Annotated in this window: 23 protein-coding genes; 18 read left to right on the forward strand and 5 right to left on the reverse strand. The window is 63.0% G+C overall.

All coding sequences use genetic code 11. The features are described 5' to 3' along the window. The first annotated feature begins 3 nt into the window (after positions 1 to 3). From AT302_RS11530 to AT302_RS11565, 9 genes are all read left to right on the forward strand, one after another. A complete protein-coding gene (locus AT302_RS11530) occupies positions 4 to 984 on the forward strand; it encodes an aliphatic sulfonate ABC transporter substrate-binding protein (RefSeq protein WP_084656170.1) in 981 nt (326 codons plus the stop codon). 77 nt (positions 985 to 1,061) lie between these two features. Beyond that, positions 1,062 to 2,531 carry a putative sulfate exporter family transporter gene (locus tag AT302_RS11535; protein WP_058378565.1) on the forward strand — a complete coding sequence of 490 codons (1,470 nt, stop codon included), beginning with the start codon at positions 1,062 to 1,064 and terminating at the stop codon, positions 2,529 to 2,531. Between the two features lie 41 nt (positions 2,532 to 2,572). Beyond that, positions 2,573 to 2,734: a hypothetical protein gene (locus AT302_RS27860; RefSeq protein WP_167365797.1), complete on the forward strand. Its 162-nt coding sequence runs from the start codon at positions 2,573 to 2,575 to the stop codon at positions 2,732 to 2,734. A gap of 212 nt (positions 2,735 to 2,946) precedes the next feature. Beyond that, the gene (locus tag AT302_RS11540) at positions 2,947 to 4,281 is read left to right on the forward strand and encodes an LLM class flavin-dependent oxidoreductase (protein WP_218918998.1); all 1,335 of its coding nucleotides are present in this window, start codon (positions 2,947 to 2,949) and stop codon (positions 4,279 to 4,281) included. A gap of 63 nt (positions 4,282 to 4,344) precedes the next feature. Beyond that, positions 4,345 to 5,397 carry an ABC transporter substrate-binding protein gene (locus AT302_RS11545; protein ID WP_058378567.1) on the forward strand — a complete coding sequence of 351 codons (1,053 nt, stop codon included), beginning with the start codon at positions 4,345 to 4,347 and terminating at the stop codon, positions 5,395 to 5,397. Continuing rightward, positions 5,394 to 6,209 carry an ABC transporter ATP-binding protein gene (locus AT302_RS11550; protein WP_058378568.1) on the forward strand — a complete coding sequence of 272 codons (816 nt, stop codon included), beginning with the start codon at positions 5,394 to 5,396 and terminating at the stop codon, positions 6,207 to 6,209. The genes AT302_RS11545 and AT302_RS11550 overlap by 4 nt, the downstream gene beginning before the upstream one ends. Further along, a complete protein-coding gene (locus AT302_RS11555) occupies positions 6,206 to 7,012 on the forward strand; it encodes an ABC transporter permease (protein ID WP_058378569.1) in 807 nt (268 codons plus the stop codon). Before AT302_RS11550 ends, AT302_RS11555 begins: the two co-directional genes overlap by 4 nt. Further along, positions 7,005 to 7,835, forward strand: coding sequence for an ABC transporter permease (locus AT302_RS11560; RefSeq protein WP_167365798.1), 831 nt, complete (start codon positions 7,005 to 7,007; stop codon positions 7,833 to 7,835). Before AT302_RS11555 ends, AT302_RS11560 begins: the two co-directional genes overlap by 8 nt. A 43-nt stretch (positions 7,836 to 7,878) precedes the next feature. After that, positions 7,879 to 8,772 carry a sulfurtransferase gene (locus AT302_RS11565; protein ID WP_064675072.1) on the forward strand — a complete coding sequence of 298 codons (894 nt, stop codon included), beginning with the start codon at positions 7,879 to 7,881 and terminating at the stop codon, positions 8,770 to 8,772. A 63-nt stretch (positions 8,773 to 8,835) separates the two neighbouring features. Here the strand turns inward: AT302_RS11565 and AT302_RS11570 are convergent, their stop codons facing one another. Next, positions 8,836 to 9,813, reverse strand: a complete 978-nt coding sequence (locus AT302_RS11570) for a LysR family transcriptional regulator (RefSeq protein ID WP_058378572.1) — start codon at positions 9,811 to 9,813, stop codon at positions 8,836 to 8,838. A 213-nt stretch (positions 9,814 to 10,026) separates the two neighbouring features. On the opposite strand from AT302_RS11570, the gene AT302_RS11575 reads away from it, so the two are divergent. After that, the gene (locus tag AT302_RS11575; protein ID WP_058378573.1) at positions 10,027 to 12,486 is read left to right on the forward strand and encodes a penicillin-binding protein 1A; all 2,460 of its coding nucleotides are present in this window, start codon (positions 10,027 to 10,029) and stop codon (positions 12,484 to 12,486) included. Positions 12,487 to 12,529: 43 nt separating this feature from the next. Continuing rightward, positions 12,530 to 13,564 carry a D-cysteine desulfhydrase family protein gene (locus tag AT302_RS11580; RefSeq protein ID WP_058378574.1) on the forward strand — a complete coding sequence of 345 codons (1,035 nt, stop codon included), beginning with the start codon at positions 12,530 to 12,532 and terminating at the stop codon, positions 13,562 to 13,564. Positions 13,565 to 13,612: 48 nt separating this feature from the next. On the opposite strand, the gene AT302_RS11585 is transcribed toward AT302_RS11580, so the two are convergent. Next, entirely contained in the window at positions 13,613 to 14,266 is a 654-nt protein-coding gene (locus tag AT302_RS11585; protein ID WP_058378575.1) for a GntR family transcriptional regulator, read from the reverse strand. Positions 14,267 to 14,331: 65 nt separating this feature from the next. Continuing rightward, on the reverse strand, positions 14,332 to 15,099 hold the full coding sequence (locus AT302_RS11590; protein ID WP_058378576.1) for an HpcH/HpaI aldolase family protein: 768 nt from the start codon (positions 15,097 to 15,099) through the stop codon (positions 14,332 to 14,334). 95 nt (positions 15,100 to 15,194) lie between these two features. Here AT302_RS11590 and AT302_RS11595 point away from each other — a divergent pair, with 95 nt between their 5' ends. Continuing rightward, positions 15,195 to 16,070 (forward strand): carbon-nitrogen hydrolase family protein, encoded by an 876-nt coding sequence (locus AT302_RS11595; RefSeq protein WP_084656173.1) that lies wholly within the window; start codon positions 15,195 to 15,197, stop codon positions 16,068 to 16,070. Beyond that, positions 16,067 to 16,960, forward strand: a complete 894-nt coding sequence (locus tag AT302_RS11600) for a proline iminopeptidase-family hydrolase (RefSeq protein WP_058378577.1) — start codon at positions 16,067 to 16,069, stop codon at positions 16,958 to 16,960. The genes AT302_RS11595 and AT302_RS11600 overlap by 4 nt, the downstream gene beginning before the upstream one ends. Before the next feature lie 41 nt (positions 16,961 to 17,001). Here AT302_RS11600 and AT302_RS11605 read toward each other — a convergent pair whose 3' ends face one another. Beyond that, the gene (locus AT302_RS11605) at positions 17,002 to 17,811 is read right to left on the reverse strand and encodes a hypothetical protein (protein WP_064675073.1); all 810 of its coding nucleotides are present in this window, start codon (positions 17,809 to 17,811) and stop codon (positions 17,002 to 17,004) included. Between the two features lie 197 nt (positions 17,812 to 18,008). Between AT302_RS11605 and AT302_RS11610 the strand changes: the two genes are divergently transcribed. From AT302_RS11610 to AT302_RS11625, 4 genes are all read left to right on the forward strand, one after another. Further along, a complete protein-coding gene (locus AT302_RS11610; RefSeq protein ID WP_058378578.1) occupies positions 18,009 to 19,232 on the forward strand; it encodes an ABC transporter substrate-binding protein in 1,224 nt (407 codons plus the stop codon). Between the two features lie 2 nt (positions 19,233 to 19,234). Continuing rightward, entirely contained in the window at positions 19,235 to 20,950 is a 1,716-nt protein-coding gene (locus tag AT302_RS11615; RefSeq protein WP_058378579.1) for an ABC transporter permease, read from the forward strand. Position 20,951: 1 nt separating this feature from the next. After that, positions 20,952 to 22,037, forward strand: coding sequence for an ABC transporter ATP-binding protein (locus AT302_RS11620; RefSeq protein ID WP_058378580.1), 1,086 nt, complete (start codon positions 20,952 to 20,954; stop codon positions 22,035 to 22,037). A 226-nt stretch (positions 22,038 to 22,263) separates the two neighbouring features. Continuing rightward, positions 22,264 to 23,367: a porin gene (locus tag AT302_RS11625; RefSeq protein ID WP_058378581.1), complete on the forward strand. Its 1,104-nt coding sequence runs from the start codon at positions 22,264 to 22,266 to the stop codon at positions 23,365 to 23,367. A 64-nt stretch (positions 23,368 to 23,431) separates the two neighbouring features. On the opposite strand, the gene AT302_RS11630 is transcribed toward AT302_RS11625, so the two are convergent. Then, positions 23,432 to 23,827, reverse strand: a complete 396-nt coding sequence (locus AT302_RS11630) for a RidA family protein (protein ID WP_058378582.1) — start codon at positions 23,825 to 23,827, stop codon at positions 23,432 to 23,434. A gap of 165 nt (positions 23,828 to 23,992) precedes the next feature. On the opposite strand from AT302_RS11630, the gene AT302_RS11635 reads away from it, so the two are divergent. Further along, positions 23,993 to 24,922 carry a LysR family transcriptional regulator gene (locus tag AT302_RS11635; protein ID WP_058378583.1) on the forward strand — a complete coding sequence of 310 codons (930 nt, stop codon included), beginning with the start codon at positions 23,993 to 23,995 and terminating at the stop codon, positions 24,920 to 24,922. Positions 24,923 to 25,061: the final 139 nt, after the last annotated feature.

The following is a 25,061-nucleotide window of genomic DNA, read 5'->3' on the forward strand; positions in this document are numbered from 1 at the left end:
GACATGGCAATCACTCGACGTACTGCACTCTCCTGGCTGGGCGCTACTACCGCCGCCGCGCTCGCAGCGGGGCACGTGCCGCGCGCAATGGCCGCCGTAGCATGGCCCACCGCCATTCGCATCGGCATTCAGAAAGGCGACCCGTTGGTGGCGCTGCGTGCGTCCGGCAAGCTTGAAGCGGCGCTGCGCCCGCACGGTGTGGCCGTGAAGTGGATCGAGTTTGTGTACGGCGCGCCGATGGTCGAGGCAATCAACGCAGGCGACGTCGATGTTGGCGTAGTGGGTTCACCGCCACCGATTCTCGCGCAAGCGGGCGCCGCGCCGTCAGTGGTCTACGTCGCTGCCGGCAGCCGTTATCAGAACGGTTACGCCATCGTCGTGCCCGCCAATTCCACGGTGCGCACGATTGCCGATTTGCGCGGCAAGAAGATTGCTTTCGCGAAAGGTTCGCAAGGCCACTTGTTCGTGCTGCGTGCGCTGGCAGACGCGGGCGTTTCGCCGTCGGAAGTGCAGTTTGCCTATCTCTCTTACAGCGATGCGCGCGCGGCCATCGAACGCGGTTTCGTCGACGCGTGGTCCGTGCCGGACCCGCGCTATGCCGACGCCGAGATCGCCAGTCACGTGCGCACCATTCTCAAGATCGGCGAGGTGTCGGTGCCGCAATACGCGTTCTACATCGGCACGCGCACGTTCGCCGAGAAGTATCCGGCCACGCTGCGCACGCTCTTCGACACGCTGAGTACCGACATTACGGCGCGTCTGGCAAAGCCGGACGAAACGGCCGATCTGCTCGCGCAGAACACTGGTGTGCCGCTCGACGTATGGAAGCGCGCCATCCCGCGTCTGGAATGGGGTGTGCAGTACCCGATCACCCCTGACGTCCTCAAGGCACAGCAGGCGAACGCCGATCTGGCCTTCCAGACCCGTCTGATACCGCGCGCGGTCGACGTGCGACAGGCGGTCGTGGACATTCGTAAGGGCTGAGCCCGGCAGGAGATAACAAAAGCCGGGTCACCCGGCATCGTCAAACACACGTCACGTCAATTGAAGGGGAATGCAGTATGGAGCAAGCCTCAACCACACCACAGGTCTCGGCCGCCAAGCCGGTGAGCGAAGATTGGCTCGCCGTCATCATCGGTCTGATCATCGTTATCGCCGGGCTCACGGGCGTGTCCGGGGCCGACCCGATCGGCTGGGTCGTCACCACGCGCGTCTGGACCGATCCGGCGGCGGCACTTGCGCCCGCAGCGTCGGGATACGCCCGCCTTGGCGGATTCACGGCGTTTGTCCTGACGTGGATCGTCCTGAGCGCGGTGCTCTCGCTGGGCGTTGCCGCGTTACAGCAAGACGTTCGCCGCTTTGTCGTGCGCTTTTCCGTGTTGTTCTGGCTGGCGTATGCGAGCTGGTTTCTCGGCAGCTATGCCTATCTGGCGGCGGTCACGCCCGCCGAGCAGACCAAGTTCGGCATCGACTGGTCGCTGCGCCTCACCAACGAGGGGGGCTACATCGTCGCGCTGGTGGTCGGCCTGATCATCGCCAATGCCTTCCCGCGTGTGAGCGCGTGGCTCTCGGATGCCGTGCGTCCCGAGTGGTACATCAAGACAGCGATCGTCGTGCTGGGGGCGTTTATTGCCGTCACGGTGGCCGACCGGCTGACGTTCGCGTCGTCGATTTTGCTGCGGGGTGTGGCCGCCATCGTCGAGGCGTATCTGATCTATTGGGCGGTCGTCTATTACATCGCGCGCAAGTGGTTCCGCTTCCCGCGCGAGTGGGCGGTGCCGTTGGCCTCGGGCATCTCGATCTGCGGCGTCGCAGCGGCCATTTCAACCGGTAGCGCCATTCGTGCGCGGCCGGCGATCCCGGTACTGGTGTCGTCGCTGGTCGTGGTGTTTGCGGTGATTGAACTGCTGATCCTCCCGTTCCTCGCCCAGCATTTCCTCGCGGACGATCCGCTGGTCGCAGCGGCGTGGCTCGGGCTGGCGGTCAAGACCGATGGTGCGGCGGTTGCGGGTGGCGCAATCACCGAGGCACTGATCAACGCAAAGGCGGCTGCGGGCGGCACGCATTACGCGGCAGGCTGGATCGTCGGCACGACGGCCACGATCAAGGTGTTCATCGACATCTTCATCGGCGTGTGGTCGTTCATTCTGGCTTACATCTGGACCAACCACATCAACGTCACCGACGCCTCGCAACGTGCGCGTCCGCGCGAGATCTGGGAGCGGTTTCCGAAGTTCATCATCGGCTTTGTCGTGACGTTCGCGCTTGCACTGGGCCTGTCGCTCGCGGCCGGACCGGAAGCCGCAGCGAAGATCAAGGGCGCTGTCGGTGAGGCGAATAACTTCCGCGTCATCTTCTTCGTCCTGACGTTCTTCTCGATCGGTTTGCTGTCGAACTTCCGCAAGCTGTGGTCCGAGGGCATCGGCAAGCTCGCAGCGGTGTACGTCATCAGCCTGTTCGGTTTCGTCATCTGGGTGGGCCTGCTGATCTCGTGGCTGTTCTTCCACGGGGTGAAGCCGCCGCTGGCGTAAGTCGTGCCGCCCCAACGTTCTCACATCACAGGAGTCTCACCATGTCTGATCTCGACAACCTGTCGAAAGCCATCGCGCAAGCGCCGCAGGAGCCGCTGCTGCCGATCGAAAAGAAGTTGATCGGCTGGAGTCTCGGTATCGGCATCGTGCTGCTGGTCGTGCTCGGCATCATCAATCACTACCTGCCGGTGGCGGCGGTATAGCGTCGCAAACGTGTTTCTGTTTGTGTGAATTTGCTTAGCAGATATTCGAATTTGTCATCAGGCAACCGAACTCTATACTGGGTTGCGACGGCGTGCGGGGCGGCTTGTGCCGCCTTCGCCGCCGTCACTGTGGTCCGGGAAGACAACTGAGCAGGCGCTGCCAACGAAGTTACCCGCGCCGGTCTTTTACTCTGTTTTCCCGAATACCTCGCATGCCTACGAATGCCCCGCGACAAATGAACCTGGCCGCCTACGTCATGGCGGGCCCGGTGTCTGGTCACCATGGCGGCTGGCGCTACCCCTCGGCGCAGCACGACATTCTCAACGTCAAGTTCTATCGCGACATCGGACGTCTGCTCGAAGCCGGCAAGTTCGACATGATCTTCCTGCCGGACATTCAGGCGTTGCCGCGCCGTCTCGGCGACAGCCTCGATTCGCAACTGCGTCATGGTGCACTCGGTGCCTTGCGCCTGGACCCGCTCGTCGTGCTGTCGGCGCTGGCTGCCAGCACCGACAAGCTTGGGTTGGCCGCCACGATTTCGACGTCCTACTTCACGCCGTTTCATGTGGCCCGCGCACTGGCGTCGCTCGATCATCTGAGCGCCGGCCGGGTCGCGTGGAATATCGTGACGTCGTTTCAAGATGCCGAAGCGCGCAACTTCGGTCTGGCCGAGCAACTCTCGCGCGAGGACCGTTACGACCGCGCCGACGAGTTCGTGGAAGTGGCGTGCAAGCTCTGGAATAGCTGGCACGACGACGCGCTGACGCTTGATCGCGCCACGCCGCAGTTTGCCGATCCGTCGCGTGTGGCGCCAATCTCGCACCGTGGCAAGTGGTTCGACGTTGAAGGGCCGCTGAACGTGAGCCGTCCGCCGCAGGGCCGTCCGGTGTTCATTCAGGCGGGCGCCTCGGCCCGGGGCAAGGACTTCGCGGCGAAGTGGGCCGATGTGATTTTCGTCACGCACTCGTCGCAAGAGTCTGCGCAAAACTTCTATCGCGATATCAAGGAACGTGCGGTGCAGCATGGCCGTAACCCTGATGACGTGAAGATTCTCCTCGGCATGGTGCCCGTCGTTGGCGAGACCGATGCCATCGCGCGCGATAAGCAGGCGTTGCTCGACGAGTTGTGCGATCCCGAAGCCGGGCTCTCCACGCTGTCGTATCAACTGGACATCGACCTGTCGCCATTCCCGCAGGACGGCGTGCTGCCCGATCTCGAAGTCGGCGGCGTGCAGGGTCATTACAAGGAAGTGGCAGAACTCACGCGCAAGCAGGGGCTGTCGTTGCGCGAGATCGGCAAGCGTTACGGCATCGGCCCGCTGCGCGACTTCAATGGCTCGGGCGCCGCTGTGGCCGACACGATGCAGCAATGGTTCGATGCGCGCGCCTGCGACGGCTTCATGGTGCAGATGCCGTACCTGCCGGGTGGCGTGGAGGACTTCGTGCGCCTCGTCGTGCCCGAACTGCAATCGCGCGGCAGCTTCCGCGCCGAGTACGACGGCGCCACGTTGCGCGACCACCTCGGTCTCGCGCGCCCTGCGCACTAAGCCATTTGCGCCATTTGCGCCATTTGCCAACGCACACATAACAACGACTTCTCGCACACTGCCATGTCTTCCCATTCGTCATCGCGTCAATCGTCGGCTAACGGCCGACGCAACTTTATCAAGCAGGGCGCAGCGGTGGCTGCGGCCTTGTCTTTCCCGATGATCGCCCGTGCGGCACCGCCCGTGATTCGCTACGCCAGCGCAGGCGTCGTGGGGCCGGGTGAGCTTGAAACGGTGATCTTCAGCGACTGGTTCAAGGCCAACGTGCTGAAGCGCCACGGCAAGGAATACGTCATCGAGACGACCACCGCGCGTGGTACGCCGGGTGTCGCCACGCTGCTGGCTGCCGAGCAGGCCGATCTCGGCACGCTCGCGTTCACGAGCCTTGCTACCACGATTGCGCAGGAAGCCGTGCCGGGTGGCGTGACGGCCATTGCCGAAATCCACCGCGATGCCGTGCAGGGCTATGCGTCTAACCCGTTCGTCGTACTCGCTGACAGCCCGGTTCGCACGATTGCCGATCTCAAGGGCAAGTCGGTGGCCGTGAATGCGTTCAACGGCAGCGTCGACATCATCTTGCGCATCGCGCTTCAGGCCCACGGTCTGGACCCGCGCAAGGACGTGCGTGTGGTGGAAATGCCGTTCGGCAATATCGGTCCGGCATTGCGTCAGAAGCGCATCGACGTCGGCGTACTCGCCATGCCGTTCCAAGTCGACGAGGCGAAGAAGGGCGGCATTCGCACAGTGTTCGATGCGGTGGGTGTTGTGCCGCCATACCCGGTGCTGTTCCAGAGCGCCCGCACGCGTTTCCTGAAGTCGCAGCCCGCCGCCGTGCGCGCTTGGCTGGCGGACTATGTCGATGCGCAACGCTGGATCTATGACCCGGCAAACCGCAAGCAGGTCGTGGCACTCACGGCAGATCTGGCGAAAACCCCGGCGGCATCGCTCGACGAGTATTTCCTGACAGCGAAGGATTTCTATCGCGACCCGAACGCGACGATCTCGGCAGCGAGCTTGCAGCCGCCCATCGACGCGATGGCCAAGCTCGGGTTGCTGCCCAAGCCCGTGACGATTGCGTCGTACGTCGACGCGTCTTATCTTCCGCATCGCGTATGAGCGACGCCGCCTCCCACGACAGCCTGCCGGCGATTCACGTCGCCGGATTGTCGAAGTCGTTCGACAAGGGCGGCGAATCGGTGCTCGCGCTCGATCGCATCGATCTGGACGTGCCGGCTGGCAAGCTCGTGTCGCTGGTCGGGCCGTCAGGCTGTGGCAAGAGCACGCTGCTCTACATCCTCGGCGGGTTTGTTCAAGCGTCACAAGGGGTCTGCTCGACGTTCGGCGCGACGATTACCGGCCCGGGTGTCGACCGCGGCATCGTGTTTCAGGAATACGCGTTGTTCCCGTGGCTTACGGTCTACGACAACATCGCCTACGGTTTGCGCCGCAAGGGCGTGGATGCCGACACGGTGGCCCGTACCGTTGAGCGCTACATCGCACTGATCCATTTGAAGGGGTTCGAGCGTCGCTTTCCCCGCGAGTTGTCGGGCGGGATGCGTCAGCGCGTGGCGTTGGCGCGCACGTTTGCGAGCGATCCGAAGATTCTGCTGCTTGACGAGCCGTTCGGCGCGCTCGACGCACAGACCCGCGAGTTCATGCAGGACGAACTGCTGCGTCTGTGGTCGGCGTCGGGCAAGACGGCCGTATTGGTGACCCACGATATCGACGAAGCCGTGTACCTCTCGGACACCATCTACGTGATGTCGCGCCGTCCGGGGCGGATCGTCAAACGCATCGACGTCGATCTGGACCGCACGCTGGGCCGCGAGACTGCGATGCTCTCTGCTCGTTTCGCGGCGTTGCGCAACGATGTCTGGCTGACCGTTCGTGAGCAAGTGCGGGGCACCGAGCACGAGGAGATTACATGAGCGGGGCAACGTTACCGACGCTGGCGGTCCGGCGCTTGCACGGCGCGCGCACGCTGACGGGCATGGTGTCGGTCGCACTGTTGTTCGTCCTGTGGCACGCCGCGACGCGCTGGCAATGGTTGCCGGAGGGTTTCGTGCCGCCGATGGGCGACGTCTGGCGTGCCATGTTGCATCTCGCGCGCACGGGCGAACTGTGGGACAACCTCGCCGCGACCCTTCGTGCGAGTGTCTGGGGGCTGGCGGCTGGGTTGCTGATCGGCGTGCCGACGGGCTTGCTGATGGCGACGTCGGGTGCGTTCGAGCGCATCGTATCGCCGGTGGTGCGCTCCACTTATGCATTACCCAAGACGACGTTGATTCCGCTGCTGGTGCTGTGGTTCGGGGTGGGTGGCATGACCAATATCGTGGTTATTGCCGTGACCACAACACTGCCGCTGATCGTCTACACCCTGCGCGGTGCGCAAGAGGTGCCGCATGTGCTGCTGTGGAGCGCACGTTCGCTCGGGACATCGCGTGCCGAGTTGCTCTGGCGTGTGGTGCTGCCGGGAGCGATGCCGCAGATTCTCACGGGCGTTCGCGTCGCGTTCGGCTTCACGCTGCTGGTCGCCATCTCGTGCGAGATGATCGTGGCGAATCAGGGCATCGGTAAGTTGATCTCGCAATACGGCGACCAAGGCAGTTACGACTATCTGTTTGCAGCGCTGTTGGTGACGACGGTGATTGCCTATCTGGCCGATCTCGCGCTCAACCGGGCCAGCCAGTTCTTGCTGCGCTGGCATGAAACGGCACAACATCATGACTAAGGCGACGGTATGGAATGGTCCGGTGGTACCACACGCTGCGCAGACGGGCGACGCCCCGGCGCGCAAGCGCGCTGCGGGCCCGCTTCGTTGGATTGAGCGCTGGATTGCGCTCGCCGTGCTGCTGGCGCTCTGGCAAATCTCGACGCATTACGGCTGGGTGAGAGCGGTCTTTCTGCCGTCTCCGTCGGTCGTGTTCGGTACGCTGTGGCAACTCGTCTCGACCGGGGAGTTGTTCGCCACACTGGGCACGAGCCTAGGCCGAGCTTTCGCAGGCGTTGCGCTGGCCGCGCTCGTGGGCATTCCGGCGGGCTTCCTCATGGCGGAGTCCCGGTTCTGCCGCTGGTGGCTCTCGCCATATGTCGCGTTTGGCTTTCCGCTGCCGAAGATTGCACTCATCCCGGTGCTGACCGCGTGGTTCGGTATGGATAGCCTGTCGAAGGTGATTCTGGTGTTTGCCACCTGCGTGTTCCCGTTCATCGTGGCGGCGCAGTCCGGGGCATCGCTGATTTCTCAGAAGCTGCGCTGGGCGGCGTTTTCACTCGGCACGAAGCGCAGTGAATTGTTCTGGCTGATCCTGTTGCCTGCCACGGTGCCGTCAATGTTGTCGGGGCTTCGTATTGCGCTGCCGATCGGCCTTATTACGGTGTTCACGGCAGAGATGGTCACGGGCGGCGGGCTGGGCGAAGCGATCGTGCAAGCGCAGCGATATTTCCAGTCGCCGCAGGTGTATGCCTATGTGATCGTCACGATGGTCGTCGGGTATTTGGCCGATGCGGGCATTGCGTGGTTGCAACGACGGTTTGCCGCGTGGGCTACCGAGTGAATTTTCGGTCCACCGCGACCGCATTCTGACTTTCGATTTGAAAATGACTGCTACATCCTCAACACCGGCCATCGAGCCGGGCTATCTCGTGAACACGGCGTGGCTCGCCGAGAATCTGCATCGCGCCGACCTGCGTCTGTTCGATTGCAGCGCGACGATGGTGGTCGATCCCGTCATCAAGCAACGCGTGCAGCCGGAACGTGCGGCCTTTGAGGCGGCACACATCCCGGGCGCACAGTTCATCGACATCGACGCGCAACTGTCGCACCGCGATCACCCGATTCACTTGATGCTGCCGCCGCCGGAAGCGTTCAAATCGGCAGTGGAGGCGCTGGGCATTCGCGACGACAGTCTCGTTGTCATCTACAGCACCGGCACGCCGTGGTGGGCCACGCGTGTGTGGTGGATGCTGCGTGTCTATGGATTTACCAATGCGCATCTGCTTGATGGCGGTCTGGCCAAGTGGCAGGCCGAGGGGTATCCGGTAGAGCGAGGCCCGGCGGCTGCCCCGACGCGCAGTAAGTTCACGGTGGCGCAGCCGTTGCCCTATGTGGCCGAGCGTGCCGACGTGGAGCAGGCGCTGCACGCGCCCGAAGTTCGGCTGGTGAATGCGCTGCGACCCGCGCAGTACAGCGGCGAGGAACTGCCGCGCAAGGGGCGCCCGGGGCACATTCCCGGCAGTATCAACGTCTCTGCGGCGAGCCTGCTCGACACGGCGACGGGGCAGTTGCTGGACGATACCGGGTTGCGGGAGCGCTTCGCGGCGGCAGACATCGGTCCTGAGCGCGCTGTCATCGCTTACTGCGGTGGCGGTGTGTCGGCAAGCCTCGTCGTCTTCGCGTTGATGAAGCTGGGGCATCCCAATGTGCGCCTGTACGATGCATCGCTTGGCGAGTGGGCGAGCGCGCCCGAGTTGCCGATGCAGGTCGACGTTTAAGAGCAGCGTAGCGCGAGTAGGTCGTGAGCTTGGGGGCGGTCATCGTGCCCCGGACTTGTGCGTTCACAACATCGCGTCCGCCGGGCGTGCAATCCCGAGCTTGCCGATATCGACCGCTCGACGGCGGGCAAACTGCCGGCACTCCTGCAAGAGCCAGGCGTTGAACACGCTTGCCGCCGGGGAATTCGCACTGCGCGAGATCATCCAGTACGAGGCGGGCGATCGCACTGCGACCGGTACGACAGGCACCAATCGCCCGTCACGCAACTCGTTCGTCAATAGCGACACACGGGCAATCGCAATGCCCTGATGGTTGAGCGCCGCACTGAATGCCATACTCGCGAGATTGAAATGCGGCCCGTCCACGTGGCGAATCGCTGCGGGCTGCACCGCCGTCATCCACGCCCGCCATTCGGCAGAGGCATCCGCCCCGGTCCACGCGGCGGCGTCATGCAACAACACACACGACTTGTCGATGCGGCCCTTGGCGGCTGCCGGATTGCGCAACAGATAGGTCGGTGTGGCGACGGGCAATAGCCACTCGTCGAGCAACAGCGCATGCACATCGGTCAGCGGGAAGTCATCCACCGAGTAGCGAATGGCGACGTCCACGCCGGTCGTATCGTCGTCAGGCATGCCGACCGCAGTGAACTCCGCGTTGAGCTGCACCGGGTTTCGTTCGAAGTGCTGGTGAAAGTCCGGGAGTCGCGACACCAGCCAATGCAGCGCAAACGAAGGACAACAACCGACGCGTACCGGCTCGTCGGTGCTGGCAATCCGCACGAGCGTGGTTTCTATTTCGTCGAAGGCCCGCTGCGTGCCTTCCAGCAGCATTTCCCCCTCGCGAGTGAGCGTCAGGCTGCGATGACCACGCACGAAAAGCGCATAGCCCAATCGTTTTTCCAACTGCCGGATCTGTTGACTGATGGCGCTCTGCGTCAGGCTGAGCGCATCCGCTGCGCGGGTGAAGCTCAGCAGCCGGGCGGCCGTCGCAAAGCAACGCAGGGCACCGAGCAAAGCGGCGTCGATGGGTTTTCGCATTAGCGTGATTAATGCATGAGTAAGGAAATATCGCTTGTCTGCCGTCCGGCGCTTCGCAGAGTATGGCTGCCGGGTCTGGCTGATTCTTGGCGATTCATGCGGATTGTAGAGCACCTCTCGTGCGCTCGTGTGGCGTGCCATCGGTGTTCTCGTGACATCCATACATTAGCCAGACTTGTCGATTGGTTTAGTTATTGAAGGAATGGTTCACGGATGAATGAAAGGAATTTCGACGCGAACGCGCAGGGCCCCGAACGAGGTAGCCCCACGCCGCCGCCAGCCCGCAAGCCCCGGCACTGGCTGAAGTGGTTGTTGTTCGTGATGGTGGCTGGTATCACGGCGTTCGGCGCGCTCGCGGCCTATGTGATTGTGGTCGTGTACCCGGAACTGCCACCCGTGGCCGTGCTCGGTGAATATCGCCCGGCGCAACCCTTGCGCATCTACTCGGCGGATAACCAGTTGCTTGCCGAGTATGGCATTGAGAAGCGCATTCCCTTGACCTACGACCAGATTCCCGCGCATCTGCGCAATGCGCTTCTGGCCACCGAAGACGCCGATTTCTTTGCCCACGGCGGCGTCGATTTCCCCGGTCTGATTCGGGCCAGTGTCGCCAACGCGATGCATGGCGGCAAGGCGCAGGGCGGCAGCACGATCACCATGCAACTGGCGCGCAACTTCTTTCTTACGCGAAAGAAGACCTACGCGCGCAAGCTCTACGAAATTCTGCTCGCCATCAAGATTGAACGCACGTTGAGCAAGCCGCAGATTTTGACGCTCTACATGAACCAGATTTATCTGGGTGAGCGGGCTTACGGCTTTGGCGCGGCGGCTCGCGTCTACTACGGCAAGCCGGTCGAAGAACTGACGCTTGATGAATGCGCGATGCTCGCTGGTCTTCCCAAGGCTCCGGCAGCGTTCAATCCGATCGTAGACCCCGCACGTGCACGCACGCGGCAGCTTTACGTGCTCGGCCGCATGTTGCAATCCGGTGTGATTTCGCGCGAAGACTTTGCCGCTGCGTCGGCTGCGCCGCCGTTCTCGCCACGGGTCGCGACCGGCCGCGATATTCCGGCCGATGCGGTCACCGAGACGGTGCGCCAGATGATCGTGAAGGACTACGGCGATGAAGCCTACGAGTTGGGGCTGCGCGTCTGGACAACGGTCGACACGCAACGTCAGCGCGCTGCGGCCGATGCTGTGTTGCGCGGTGTCGAGGCGTATCAGGCGCGCCAGCCGTATCCCGGCGCGGAGACGAGGGTGCCGGAAGACCTGCGCGCGCAACTCGATCTTCGCGCTGGTCTGACACCAGCGCTCGCGGCGTATCTGAAGCAGCAGCCCGACTACCCGGGCTTGAGCGTTGGCGTGGTGGCCCATGTCGACGGCGCGGCCAAAGGCGCGAACGCTGGTCGCGTCACGGTGCTGATGGAAGACGGCCAGCACGCCACCGTTGCTCAGGCTTCGACCAAGCAACGCGTCCATCTCGGCGACGTTGTGCGCGTGCGGGCGCTTGCGAACGGCACCTTCCAATTGAGCGCGATGCCCACCGTGCAGGCGGCGCTCATTTCGATCTCGCCCGAAGATGGCGCGATTCTCGCGATGATCGGCGACAACGGCATGTCGGGCCAGCATCTCAATCACGCGACGCAGGCGTGGCGTCAGCCGGGCTCGGCGTTCAAGCCGTTCCTGTATGCGGCAGCGATTGCCAAGGGATACGGGCCTTCGACGCAGGTCTTCGACTTGCCGCTAGAGATCCGGCCAGCCCCCGGCGCGCCGATCTGGCGACCCAAGGCGGGCGGCGCACCGCTTGGGGAATTGTCCTTGCAGACGGCGTTGGCCAAGTCCCGCAACCTCGTCGCGATTCGACTCGTGCAGGCGATTGGACCGGCGTATGCGCGCGACTTCGCCGTACAGACCTTCGGTTTCGATAAGGACAAGATTCCGGCCAACTTGCCGATGGCGCTGGGGGCCGGGGCCGTCACGCCGTTGCAGATGGCAGTGGGCTACGCCGTGTTCGCCAATGGTGGCGAGCGTGTGGCGCCGTATCTCGTGTCGCGCATCGTCGATAGCCGTGGGGCGGAGTTGTTCCATGTGCGGCCGGAGCGCGTACGTGTGATGTCGCCGGCGACCAGCTATCTCACATCGCAGATGTTGCGCGAAGTTGCCCAGCACGGCACGGCGTCGGCCACTCGCGTGCTCGGCCGCAGCGACATTGGCGGCAAGACTGGCACCACCAACGACTATCGAGACGGCTGGTTCGCAGGCTTCCAGCAAAGCGCGGCAACCGTGGTCTGGATGGGACACGACACGCCGCGTTCGCTGGGCCGCAGCGAATGGGCCTCGCGCACAGCATTGCCGGTGTGGATCGACTACATGAAACAGGCGCTCGATGGCGTTCCGCAGGCATCGGTCGTTGTGCCGGATGACATTACCGTTGCTGACGATGTCGCTTACGACAAGGCGTTTCGGCCGGGCAGCGGTTTTGTGGAGAAGCTGAGCCCAGACGGCGTGGCGCTGTCGCAACCGGCGAGCGGGGATGACGAGGAGGGTGATGACGCTCAGGCCGCGACTGCGGCGGGGGCGAGCGCGAATGCGCAAAAGCGCGGGGTGCCGTCGGACACGTCTGCGGCGAAGTCCGAGCGCGATCGCATCTTGCAGTACTTCATCAACGAGTGAATGACGCGTCGCGGCGCAGGTGCCGCCGTACTACGGAGACAGCATGATCGATACACAATCGCAAATCGCCAGCCACTTCCCGAGCGTTCCATTGATCGAGGGGGCGACGCCGATCCGGCGCTTGTTCAGTCTCGAAAGCCAGTGTGGCGCGGACCGGCAGAACATCGCCATCTACGTGAAGCGCGACGATCTTGGCGAGATCGGCGGCGGAGGCAGCAAGCTGCGGAAACTGGAACTGCTGTTGGGCGCAGCGCTGGCAGACGGCGCTGATACCGTCATTACGATTGGCGGCATCCAGTCCAACCATGCGCGTCTCACGGCGGCCGCCTGTGCGCGACATGGCCTTGCCTGCGAACTGATGCTGGCGGACATGGTTCCCCGGCATGACGTGGCTTATCGCAACAACGGCAACATCATGCTGGATGATCTTTTTGGCGCGAAGGTGCATCGTCTGGCGCCGAATGTCGACGCGTTCGCAGCGGCGCAGGACCGTGCCGTCGAATTACGTGAGCAAGGGCGGCGTGCGATGGTGGTCCCGTCGGGTGGCTCGTCGCCGATAGGTGCGCTGGGCTATGTTCGCTGCGCGCTGGAAGTGATTGAGCAGGAAGCGGTCCTCGGCACGACCTTCGATCGTGTGATCGTGCCGAACGGCAGCTCGGGCACGCAGGCGGGGTTGGTCGCTGGGTTTCATCTGGCGGGGCGGGGTGCGCAGACGGTCAACGCGTATTCGGTGCTGGCAGATCGAGACATGACGCATGCCCGCACGGTGCAATTGGCCGGGGAGACGTTGGCGCTGCTGGGGCATTCGGCGTCCGCACTCTCAGCGGACGATGTGGTGATCGACGGTGCGCACCGTGGCGAAGCCTACGGTATTCCGACGCCGGGGATGCTTGACGCCGTGCGCTTGTTGGCGCGCAGCGAAGGGCTGCTGCTTGATCCGGTCTATTCCGGCAAAGCCTTTGCCGGATTGCTCGCCGATATTCGAGCGGGCGCGATGCCCGCAGGCACTCGCGTGCTTTACGTGATGACGGGGGGGACGCCGGGATTGTTCGCGTATCGGGAGGCTTTTGCTGGTTAATTGCCGGTGAAGGGCCGCGCGAGTGCGGCCCTTTTCACGCTAATCACCTCACTCCGTGGCGGCCGAAGTGGAGAAGGCACGCCATTGATTCAGATGGCGATAGACGACGGCGCACAGGCCTTCGGCGTCACGATTGCGCAGCGTGTCGAGCATGGCGATGTGATCGGCATTGCTGGCGCGCAGCGAGGCGACGGTGTCCCATGTTCCCGTGCGTCCCGGAATACCGCGCTCGCGGTTCTGGCGGATTTCTTCGGCAAGCAACGTGTTGCCCGCCATGGCGTAGAACGCCTCGTGCAGGCGAAAGTTGATGACGCGCAGTTCCTCGCGGCTGCCCACTTCGACGGCGGTGTCGAACTGTGCGACCAGAACGCCAAAGCTGTCGATCTGCTCCTGTGTGGCGCGCACGACGATCAAGCGGCAGGCCGCCAACTCCATGATGGTTCTGACTTCATAGAGCTGATCGCGTTGAATCGACGAATGGCTCGCAATGCGATAACCGCGATTCTGAATGTGTTCCAGCAGGCCGCGTACCGCCAGCTCGTTGAGTGCCATGCGCACTTCGAAACGATTCGCCCCGTATCGCTGCTCGACATCCGTTTGCTTGAGCCAGTCGCCGGGCGAGTACTTCCCTGCGAATAGGTCGCTCCGGATCTCGCGACTGAGATCGTTGAGGGAATCAAATGTGAGCGGGGTCGTTTCCATTCGCCTTTAGTAGCCAATTTTGTTCGCGGATTATAGCATCGGGCCGATGCCACTCCGCGACCGGTTCAAACGTTTTGGTGTGCCAACAACATGGCACCTTTGCGCAGAAATCCGACGTCACAGCCCAGCGTGACGAAGGCGTGCCCACGGGCGTACGCGTGCGCCGGCAACTCGTTCGGACGTAATGCCGAGCCCAGATAGGCGCCACTCGTGCGCACCTGCCGCTCCACCGAGTCGATGGCATCCTGCACTGCGGCATTCGCCATGTCGCTGCCGCAGCCGAGACTTTCGGCGAGATCGAGCGGGCCGACGAAGATCATGTCGAAAACGTTCTCGGCGAGGATCTCGGGCAGGGCATCGACGCCACGGATGCTCTCGATCATGCCGATCAACAACAATTCCTGTTTCGCCTGCGCCCGATAGTCGGCAGCTTGCCCGCCCCATGCCGCTGCGCGCGACACGGTGTAGTGCGCCCCCCGTGTGCCGTCGGGCGGATACCACGCTGCGTTTGCCAACGCGCGGGTTTGTGCCGCCGATTCCACGTTCGGGAGCAAGAGGCCTTCGACCCCGGCGTCGAGCAAGGGTTTGATCACATGGGCGTCGTGCGCGGGCACTCTTGCGAGTACGGTGCTCGCCCCGGCCGCGCGAATGGCGCGGGTCTGTTCAACGGCAGTCTGAACGTGTCCGGCCGTGTGTTCGTGATCGATGATGAGTGCGTCGTAGCCCAACGTGCCGAGAATCTCCGCGGTGTCCGCGCTGGGGACGAAAAGCCACGCACCCGCGCACGAGTGTCCTTCGGACAGGCGCTGCTTCAAGCGGTTAGGGCGAAACATGGGGGACTCCTTGAAGACAATAAATAGTAGCCAAAATAGTAGCCTTTAACAATTCGGTCGTCTATCCTTGGAAACTCCTCACACCGGAGATTTCCATGTCTGTGCTTACCCCTGTGCTCTCGACTCCCCCCGGCGGCCCGGTCCCCGAGCGCCTGCGCATAGCCTGCGTGCAGGTTTGCGCCCGCAACGACGTGAAAGAGAACGTTGCCGATACCGTTGCGTGGATTCGTCAGGCAGCGCTGGGCGGCGCACAACTTATCGCGCTGCCTGAAGCGGTCGACTATCTCGATGCCGACTTCCAACGCACGCGCGACTACGCCCGTGCGCCGTCCGAGCATTTCGCACTGGCGGCGTACCGGGCTGCGGCGCTCGATCTCAGCTGCTGGATTCTCGTCGGGTCGATCACGACGCGCGACGCTGACGGCGAACTCGTCAATCGCAGCATGTTGATTTCGCCGCAGGGCGACGTGGTCTGTCATTACGACAAGATCCATCTCTTCGATGCGTTGCCGGGGTCGTCAAGTTTTACCGAATCCAAGCTGTATAAACGCGGCGCGCGCGCACAGCTTTGGGACGGTCCGTGGGGCCGTCTGGGGTTCTCGATCTGCTATGACGTGCGCTTTCCGCAGTTGTATCGGGCGCTTGCGCAGGCAGGGGCCAACCTGATCGCGGTGCCGGCGGCCTTCATGAAAATCACGGGAGAAGCACACTGGCACACGCTGCTTCGCGCGCGGGCCATCGAGACCGGCTGTTACGTCATCGCGCCGGCCCAATGCGGGCATCACTATGGCGAGCGGTATAGCTTCGGGCACTCATTGATTGTTGACCCGTGGGGCGAGATTCTTGCCGATGGCGGTCTTGAGCCCGGTATCGTGATGGCCGACATCGATCCCGCGCGGGTCGATTGGGCGCGCACGAGCATTCCGAGCCTCGGACAAGACCGCAGCTTCGACGTGGCGGTGGGTGTATGACACGGCCATTCGAAACGGTGCGTGTGCGCCTTGCCGAAGGCTATGACGTTCAGGCGTACGTTTGCGGCGATTTGTCGGCCGCCGGCACGCGCATATTGTTCGGCTTGAATGGCGGACCGGGGCTGCCCAGCGAGTATCTGCGCGAAGGCCATGCGTGGTTAGCCGACGAGGGGTTTGCGCTGGTGTTCTACGATCAGTTGGGCTGCGGGGCGTCGGATCGTCCGGAGGATGAACGGTTGTGGACGTTGGCCCGCTATGTGGAAGAAGTCGAACAAGTGCGTGCTGTGCTGGGTATCGGGCGATTCCATCTGTTGGGGCACTCCTGGGGAACGTGGCTCGGCACCGAGTACTGCCTGACATATCCCGAGCGTGTCGCCAGCTATATCGTTGCCGACGGGGCCTGCGACATTCCGCATCTGCGCACGGAACTGGAGCGCCTACGCGCAGCGCTCGGTGCGGAAACGGTCGCGATGATGCGGCATCACGAGGCGGCGGGCACGCTGACCCATCCTGAATACGCCGCTGCGTTGACCCTCCTGAACTATCGTCACGTGTGCCGCTTGCCCGTCTGGCCGGAGGCACTGACGCGTTCGCTGGCGCAGTGGAACGAAGGCCCTTACCGCACGATGCAGGGGCCGAACGAGTTCACCTATACCGGCAACATGCGCGAGTGGAACCGGGTGCCGGACATGCATGGCATCACGGCACCGGCGCTGGTGATCTGCGGCGCGTTCGACGAACTGACGCCGGCGTGCTCGCGAGCGATGTACGAGGCGATGCCGAATGCGCAACTGGAAGTACTGGAAGACGCTTCGCACATGCCTTTCTACGAAACCCCAGCGGTGTACCGCCACGTGGTCGGCATGTTCCTGAAGGCGCAGCCGGTGTAAGCATGGGCGGGGCCGTCGATTGACGGCCCCCGACACGTGGATCAGCGCGAGACCGTGGCGAAGAAAGCCTGTGCCGCATCGACCAGCGGTTCCATTTCATGACGCACGCCGGGCAACGCCTCGTATCGCGTGTCGATGCCCAGCGCGACCATAGCGTCATACAGACGGCGCAATCGCTCGACGCGTGTCTTGCCGAGGGCATCGGCACCCGGCATCCAGTACGGGTGCGACGGACTCTGGATCATGCCTTGCGGGTTGATGTCATCGGCACCGACGACCAAATGCATGACGATGCTTTTGAGCGCAGCCCAATCGACCGGCCGACCAAAGCGCTTTTCAAAATCCTGCAAGCCGACCCACCACGGATGCTCCGCATCGGGCAACGTGATCCCGCCGGGCGCTGCAATCGACGCGGCCCGCACGCGCGAGGCGTGCCCATACAGAAAGCGATGGGCGAAATGCGCGCCGCCCGAAAACCCGAACACCAGCATGCGATCCGCCGACACGTCGTAGGCATACGCCACCTCGTCGATCATGTCTTTGGCGATGAGATCGTAGCGAAGGTCGCCCTGCGCCAGATATTTATAGGCATCGATATTGTCGTCGCCCGTCATCCCCGCAGGGAACAACGGCGCCAGCACGATGCAGTTGTCGCGCTCGGCGAAGTCGGCAAAGCGATCGCGCAGCCGCTGGTTGGCGCGCTCGGTGCCGTGCACGGCGAGCAAGATCCGGCAGCGTGGCCGGGCCGGGTCGGCATAGCCGCGCGGCACATACAGACAGTATGAAAAGCGCGGGTCCAGGCGGCACGAGAACGACATCGTCGGCCCGACGTGATATGGCGTGATCTTCACGAACGGTGATCCTTTCCGTAGGGAGGGTGAAGGAAGAACAGGGCAGCGTCGCTGAGGCATGGCCATACGCGTCGTCACGTATTAGGGATACCCCGGGGTCGCATCGCTTATTGAACGGTTGTGAGTGTATCTCAAATTGGCTACTATTTGCATCAAGGTGATCTTGCGATGAAATGGCAGGGTCTCGAAGTTCTGGGATGTTCTGGAATTTGGCAGGCTATCGATTGGAGGAGCAGTTGAAAGCGAATAACGAAGGTAAGAACGGCAAGCCGCCGGAAGGGGTTGTGTGCAAGGCCATGCCCGACGCCACGCGTCGCCGTCTGTTGACGGCGGGAGTGGCGGGAATGGTGGGCGTGGCGGGCACGGTCAGCGGATTCGGCTGGGTGGGTAGCGGCACGGCGTTCGCAGCACCGGCCGCGGCCGATCTGGAGACGAAGGCGCGCGGCGAGCAGGGCGTGCTGATTTACTCGAATTTGTCGAACGCCAACATGGCGCCGTTTCTCGCCGGATTGCGCGCGAAGTATCCGTGGCTCAAGGTCGATGCGCTGCATCTGGGACCGGCCGAAGTGTTCGAGCGCTATTACAGCGAGTCGTCGGTCGGACGCCGCAGCGCCGACCTGATCATCACGGCCGCGCCGGATGCGTGGCTGCGCTTTCATGAGAAAGACGGCATCGAGCCCTACAACGTGCCCGACGCTGGCGCGCTGCCTGCATGGAGCAAGCCGCTGCCCGGGCTTTATACGTTTTCGACCGATCCGTTGGTGATGGTCTACAACAAGCTGCTGTTGCCGCCGGACAAGCGTCCCCAGTCCATGGCTGATCTCGCACGGCTGAGCCAGCAATTCCCCGGTCTGTTCAATCGCAAGATCACCACGTACGACGCTGCCAAGCATGCGTTCGCGTATGTATTGCAATGGACTTATGCACGCGAGCGCGGCTGGCCGGCGCTGGAAGGCGTGGCCCGCGCCACGCAACTGGAGAGCAGCGGGGCGACTATGATCGAGAAGGTGACCACCGGCGAGTACTCGGCGGTGTACTTCGCATCAGGCGCCACCTTCTTCGAACGGTTGCGGCAGGAAAAGCGCGGCGACATTCTCGGCTGGAACCTGATCAAGGACGGCACACCGCTCATGCCGCGCGGCATGGCGATCACGCGGCGCTCGCAGAGCAAGGCGTCCGCGAGTCTGGTGATGAACTGGCTGCTGTCGCACGACGGGCAGGTGAGCATTGCGAATGGCGGCCTCGTGCCGTATCGCAGCGACGTGAATCCGAATGAAGTGCCGGTGATTACCTACGCGCAGATCGTCGAGCAACTGGGGGCGAAGAACGTCATCCAGATTGGCTACCCCCCCGAGATGTTGCGTGAGCAGCCGGCGTTCGTCGCCAAGTGGCAAGCCACGTTCACCGGCGGGAGGAAGTGAGCATGGCATCGCTCGCCAATGTGTTGCCGGAAGGTGGCACGCGCCGCCGCATCGACCCCGAGCGCTGGGTGCCGCGATTCGTGTTTGTCGCAGTCTTGTTGCTCGTGGCAACGCCGCTGTGCCTGATCGTCTATCAATCGCTGATCGACCGCCCGTTGTACGACGGGCACGGCGTGCTGACTTCGCAGAACTACAGCGGGTTGCTGACCAGCCGCGCATTTCTTGAGGCCGCGGCCAACTCGTTCTATCTGGCGGTCGTGTCGACGATAGTCGCCACGGTCGTGGGCGTGCTAGGTGCGTTCTGTTTTACGCGGCTCGAACTGCCCGGCCAGCGCTGGCTGCGCGGCGTGATGGCGCTGCCTGTCTATCTGTCGCAGCTTGTGTTGGCGTTCGGCTGGTATGTGCTGTACGGGCCGTCGGGCTATGTGACGTTGGCCGTGCAGCGCTGGCTGTCGGATACGCCATGGAATCTGTACTCGATTCTCGGCATGGGCGTACTGGCCGGGGTATCGCAGGCACCGTACGTCACGGTGTTGTGTTCAAGCGCGTTGTCTCTCTCTAACGGTTCGCTGGAAGATGCCGCCCGCACCACGGGGGCGAGGCCGTGGCGGGTGATGACCACGATCACGTTGCCGCTCATGCGTCCGTCGATCTTCTACAGCGCGCTGCTGGCGTTCGTGGGCGGCTTGGAGCTGTTGTCGATTCCGTTGATCTTCGGCGCACCGTCGAATCTGGAATTCTTCACCACGTTCCTGTACCGCGAAGCACTGGGCCAGACATCACCGAACTACGGCATGTTGGGGGCGGCAGCGGTCTACATGCTGATCTGTGTGGCGCTGCTGGTCATCGTGCAGCAACGCATGCTGGGCAACACGCAGCGCTTTGTCACCTTGCGCGGCAAAGCGCAACGGCACCGGGCGACGCGCGTTGGCGGCTGGCGATTCGTGATCGCTGCGCTCTGGTGGCTGTACCTCGCCATTAGCGTGCTGCTGCCGATTGCCGGGTTGGTCGCGCGCTCAGCGGTGCAGTTCCTGAGTCCGTTGGTGTCACCGCTGGATTATCTGACGGCATCGAACTACCAGCAGCTCTTCACGCAGTCGGAATACTGGCACGCCATCACCAACAGCCTTTTTGTGGCCGGCATCGGTGCGGCATTGGCGACGGCGTTCGTAGCACTCGTGGTGCTTTGTGTGCAGCGCTCGAACTTCCGCTGGCGGCGTTCGCTGGAAGTGTTGTGTCTGGCGCCGCGCGCCGTGCCCGGCATTGTGGTCGGTATCGGCTTCCTCTGGCTTACCTTGTGGCTGCCCGGCATGGGCGTGCTCTACGGCACGTTGTGGCTGCTCATCATCGCGTTTTCGATGCGCAACCTGCCGACGGCCTTCGCGGCGATGGCACCCACATTCATGCAGATCGGTCGCGAACTCGATCAAGCCTCGCGTGCCTGTGGTGCCACGTGGTGGCAGACGAGCCGCAACATCGTGCTGCCGCTGGGACGCCGCGCGATGGCCAGTAGTTATCTGCTGCTGTTCGTGAGTTTTCTGAAGGAGTACGCCGCTGCCGTGTTTCTGGTCGCGCCGACGAGTCAGGTCATCGGCCCGACCATGTTGCGGCTGTGGACCAATGGCGATTTCGGACCGGTGGCGGCGCTGTCGATCGTGCAACTGTTGCTGACCTTGGCGCTGGTAATGGTCGCCAAGACGCTTGGAAAGGGTAAATAACATGGCTGCATTGCAAATCGACTCGTTGTGCAAGCGTCACGGCGATGTCGACATTCTGAAGAACGTTTCGCTGGAAGTTCGCGACGGCGAATTTCTGACGCTGCTCGGGCCCAGTGGTTGCGGCAAGTCCACCACGTTGTTCTCGATTGCCGGGCTTGAAACGCCGACGAGCGGGCGCATCACGCTTGGCCCAGTACGGCTTTTCGATCGCGACGAGAACATCGAGCTTGCCCCCGAGGCCCGCAATTGTGGCCTTGTCTTTCAGTCGTACGCGCTCTGGCCGCACATGACCGTGCGGGAGAACGTGGCGTATCCATTGCGCCTTCGCGGCGTGCGCAAGGCCGTGCTCGATCAGAAAGTGGACGACGCGCTCGGGCTGGTCGAAATGCTGTCACTGGCCCAGCGCTATCCGCACGAACTTTCCGGCGGGCAGCAGCAACGCGTCGCACTGGCTCGGACGCTGGTCTATGAGCCGACGTTGTTGCTGTTGGACGAGCCGCTCTCTAATCTCGATTCGACGTTGCGACTGCGCGCGCGGGGCTGGTTGCGGGAGTTGCAGCGCCGGCTGCGGATCACGACCGTGTATGTGACGCACGATCAGGACGAAGCGCTTTCGTTGAGCGACCGCATCGCGGTCATGAGCGCGGGCCGGATCGTACAGATCGGTACGCCGCGCGAAATCTATCAAGCCCCGCGCAACCCGTTTGTGGCGGACTTTGTCGGGCACAGCAATCTGCTGTCGTGCACCGTCGAGTCGGTCGGTGTGGCGGGCGAGCGGACCGTGCGCTTGGCTGACGGGCAGTTGTTGCGCGCGCAGACCGGCACGGTGGCACAGGGCAGTGAGGCACAAATCGCGATTCGAGCCGATCACGTGGAGATCGTCGATACGAACGACACGCTGCCGAACGTGATTCGCGGCAACGTGCTGCAACGCGACTTTCTTGGCACGCATATGGAGTATCTCGTCGCCATTGGCAGTGCCGAAGTGCGTGTGCGCGCGGCGCGCGAGATTCAGACGGACAGGGTCTGGCTGCACTTGCCGCAGGACCGCTGCATGCTTTTCGATGCGCCGTCCGTACTCGCCTAGTGGGCCCGGACGTGTTCGCGCAACAGCTATTCGCGCTTGCCGCCAGCGGTGGCGACACGCGTGGGTAGGGTAGGGGTAGTTGTTTTTGGCAGCAGGTGCCGCATGCCTTCGCTCCCGACATCAGGGCGCCCTGTCGGGGGCGTTGGCAGGCGCATTTCTCTTCTCGCTCGTGACCCGTGGTGTTTTCACGGCGATCGATTGTTTTTATCAATTAGGACTGCGTATTATGAAAAAAAGAAGTATCGCGGCTGGCGCTCTGCTCACATTCAGCGGGTATGCGGCGGCGCAGAGTCAGGTGACGATCTACGGGATTCTGGACAACGGTGTGAACTACACGACCAATCAGGGTGGATCACACAATGTTCAGGTGGCAGGCGGCGCGCTTAACGGCAACCGATGGGGGCTGCGTGGCACGGAGGATCTGGGCGGCGGGCTGCAAGCCATCTTCCGTCTGGAGAACGGGTTCGACATCACTAACGGCAAGCTCGCCAACAACAGTCGGGAGTTCGGACGGCAGGCGTTCGTCGGGCTGTCGGGTGACTTCGGCTCGGTCACGATCGGCCGCCACTACGATTCGCTGGGCACTTTCCTCGGGCCGCTGGCATCGAGCAACAAGCTGGTCGGCTTCATGAGCTCTCACCCGGGCGATGCCGATAACGTCGATTCGACCGCGCGAGTCAACAACTCGGTGCGCTTTAACAGTGCGGACTACAAGGGCTTCACGTTCGGTGGCGTGTACAGCTTCGGGGGTGTCGCGGGGTCTTACCGGACGAATCAGATCTACAGCTTGGGGGCCAGCTATCTGCGCGGGCCGCTGCATCTGGGCTTCGGCTACCTGAATGCGCAGAACCCGCTCACATCGATGTACGACGGCAGCATGACGAGCCCGGTGACCAGTGGCTATTCGAACGCGAAGTCGTTGCAGGTCATCGGCGCCGGCGGCTCGTACCAGTTGGGACCGGTCAAGTTGGGACTGCTCTACACGAACACGCAGTTCAAGGACGTCAGCTTTACGAGCACAACGCCGTTCAGAGGCACGGCGAAGATGAACAACTACGAGCTGAACGCCCAGTACACGTGGTCGCCCGCCGTGGTGATCTCCGGCGCCTACACGTACACGCGTGCGGAGAATGCACGGTATCAGCAACTGAGTGCTGTGTACGACTACTTCCTGTCGAAACGCACCGACGTCTACGCCCTTGCGATTTATCAGCGCGCGACCGGCCGCGATTCGACGGCCGGGCCTGCGGTTGCGCAAATCTATGGCGTGGCAGCGTCGTCGAGCAATGGGCAGGGGCTGCTGCGGGTCGGTGTGCGTCACCGTTTCTGAGTCTGCGGGTGACTTGTGGCGGCACCTTTGACCCTTGAGCTCACAGGTGCCGCTTGCGGGGCGGTCAAGCTGCCGGCAGTTTCGCGATCACCTTGATCTCGAACTGGAAGCCGTACAGCCACGTCACGCCCACGGCGGTCAGTGTCGGATGGGGCGCTTCGCCCCAGTACTCGGGCACGATTTTCCACACGCGCTCGAACGTCGCTGCCGGGTCGACCATGAACACCGTGACGTCGACCACGTCGTCGAAGGTGCAGTCGGCCGCTTTCAAGATGGCGTTGAGATTATCGAAAGCCCGGCGCACTTGAGTCTCAAGGTCGGGCTCCGGCGACCCGTCTTCCCGGCTGCCGACTTGTCCGGAGACGAACAGGAAGCCGTCGGCGCGAATCGCCGGGGAGTAGCGGTTACGGTCATACAGGGCCTGACGGCCGGCAGGAAATACCACGTCGCGAATCGTCATTCATCCACTCCATCGATGGGCCGCAGTCGGCCCGGGTTATGCGATGAAGGCACTCTAAGCGGGCGCGCGAACGCGATAAACGGGCAACTGCATCCTTCACTGTTTGTAAAATGCAAACAATCGCAAGCCCCGAATATCTCGATCCCGATCTGTCAGGAGGCGCCTTTGGACCGATTCGACGCCATGCAGGCGTTTGTGCGCGTGGTGGAGGCAGGCAGTTTCACCAAGGCTGCCGAGACGCTGCACATGAGCAAGACCAGCGTGACGCAACTGGTTCAGCAACTGGAAGCGCGGTTGCGCGTGAAGCTGCTCAACCGGACCACGCGCAAGGTCAACGTCACCGCCGACGGCGCGGCCTACTACGACCGTGTGGTGCGGCTTCTCGCGGATATGGACGACGCGGAGACCAGTCTGTCCGATGCCTCGACCCTGCCACGCGGACGTTTGCGCGTCGACGTGCCGAGCCCCTTCGCCAGCCTGATTCTGATGCCCGCGTTGCCGGCGTTTTATGCGCGCTACCCCGACATTCAACTCGATATGGGTGTGAGCGACCGGATGGTCGATCTGATCGGGGAGAACGTCGATTGTGTCGTGCGCGGTGGCGAACTGACCGACCAGTCGTTGATGGCGCGCCACGTCGGGGACTTGCGGCTTGGCGTGTACGCCGCACCGGACTATGTGGCCCGCGCCGGTGCGCCGTCTCACCCGGGCGATCTGGAAGACTCGCATCACAGGATCGTCGGTTTCCGCTGGTCGCGCATCGGCAAACCGCTGCCTTATGCCATGCACCGAGGTGCCGAGCAGGTCAATGTGCACGGCAAATACGCGCTGGCGGTGGATGACGGCAATGCCTATCTGGCTGCGGGATTGGCGGGCATGGGGGTGTTGTGGCTGCCGGAATATATGGCCAGGGATGCGGTCGCGCGAGGGGCGCTGGCGCCCCTTTTCGAGGACTGGACGTTGGACGCCATGCCGATGTACGTGGCGTTTGCTCCCAATCGTCACGTCAGCGCCAAGCTTCGGGTGTTCATCGACTGGATCGTCGAGGTAATGGAGACCCACGGACTGGCGCCGGTCAGGGCGGTGCGAGTTTGACGACTTCACCCCCCGAAATATGGATGTTTGCACCGTAACCGGCTGTTTTCTCAAGTTTTTTACGTTTGCGCCGTTGGAGCCCTTAGGGGCCTTTGCGGCCCTTTGACCCGTCATGGCAGCGCGGCGACGAGGCCGTCTC

Source organism: Pandoraea norimbergensis (assembly GCF_001465545.3).
In the GTDB taxonomy this organism is placed as follows: domain Bacteria; phylum Pseudomonadota; class Gammaproteobacteria; order Burkholderiales; family Burkholderiaceae; genus Pandoraea; species Pandoraea norimbergensis.

Coding starts and splice junctions, on each gene's coding strand:
- AT302_RS11530 (WP_084656170.1), top strand. CDS start 4: ATGGCAATCACTCGACGTACTGCACTCTCCTGGCTGGGCGCTACTACC.
- AT302_RS11535 (WP_058378565.1), top strand. CDS start 1,062: ATGGAGCAAGCCTCAACCACACCACAGGTCTCGGCCGCCAAGCCGGTG.
- AT302_RS27860 (WP_167365797.1), top strand. CDS start 2,573: ATGTCTGATCTCGACAACCTGTCGAAAGCCATCGCGCAAGCGCCGCAG.
- AT302_RS11540 (WP_218918998.1), top strand. CDS start 2,947: ATGCCTACGAATGCCCCGCGACAAATGAACCTGGCCGCCTACGTCATG.
- AT302_RS11545 (WP_058378567.1), top strand. CDS start 4,345: ATGTCTTCCCATTCGTCATCGCGTCAATCGTCGGCTAACGGCCGACGC.
- AT302_RS11550 (WP_058378568.1), top strand. CDS start 5,394: ATGAGCGACGCCGCCTCCCACGACAGCCTGCCGGCGATTCACGTCGCC.
- AT302_RS11555 (WP_058378569.1), top strand. CDS start 6,206: ATGAGCGGGGCAACGTTACCGACGCTGGCGGTCCGGCGCTTGCACGGC.
- AT302_RS11560 (WP_167365798.1), top strand. CDS start 7,005: ATGACTAAGGCGACGGTATGGAATGGTCCGGTGGTACCACACGCTGCG.
- AT302_RS11565 (WP_064675072.1), top strand. CDS start 7,879: ATGACTGCTACATCCTCAACACCGGCCATCGAGCCGGGCTATCTCGTG.
- AT302_RS11570 (WP_058378572.1), bottom strand. CDS start 9,813: ATGCGAAAACCCATCGACGCCGCTTTGCTCGGTGCCCTGCGTTGCTTT.
- AT302_RS11575 (WP_058378573.1), top strand. CDS start 10,027: ATGAATGAAAGGAATTTCGACGCGAACGCGCAGGGCCCCGAACGAGGT.
- AT302_RS11580 (WP_058378574.1), top strand. CDS start 12,530: ATGATCGATACACAATCGCAAATCGCCAGCCACTTCCCGAGCGTTCCA.
- AT302_RS11585 (WP_058378575.1), bottom strand. CDS start 14,266: ATGGAAACGACCCCGCTCACATTTGATTCCCTCAACGATCTCAGTCGC.
- AT302_RS11590 (WP_058378576.1), bottom strand. CDS start 15,099: ATGTTTCGCCCTAACCGCTTGAAGCAGCGCCTGTCCGAAGGACACTCG.
- AT302_RS11595 (WP_084656173.1), top strand. CDS start 15,195: ATGTCTGTGCTTACCCCTGTGCTCTCGACTCCCCCCGGCGGCCCGGTC.
- AT302_RS11600 (WP_058378577.1), top strand. CDS start 16,067: ATGACACGGCCATTCGAAACGGTGCGTGTGCGCCTTGCCGAAGGCTAT.
- AT302_RS11610 (WP_058378578.1), top strand. CDS start 18,009: ATGTTCTGGAATTTGGCAGGCTATCGATTGGAGGAGCAGTTGAAAGCG.
- AT302_RS11615 (WP_058378579.1), top strand. CDS start 19,235: ATGGCATCGCTCGCCAATGTGTTGCCGGAAGGTGGCACGCGCCGCCGC.
- AT302_RS11620 (WP_058378580.1), top strand. CDS start 20,952: ATGGCTGCATTGCAAATCGACTCGTTGTGCAAGCGTCACGGCGATGTC.
- AT302_RS11625 (WP_058378581.1), top strand. CDS start 22,264: ATGAAAAAAAGAAGTATCGCGGCTGGCGCTCTGCTCACATTCAGCGGG.
- AT302_RS11630 (WP_058378582.1), bottom strand. CDS start 23,827: ATGACGATTCGCGACGTGGTATTTCCTGCCGGCCGTCAGGCCCTGTAT.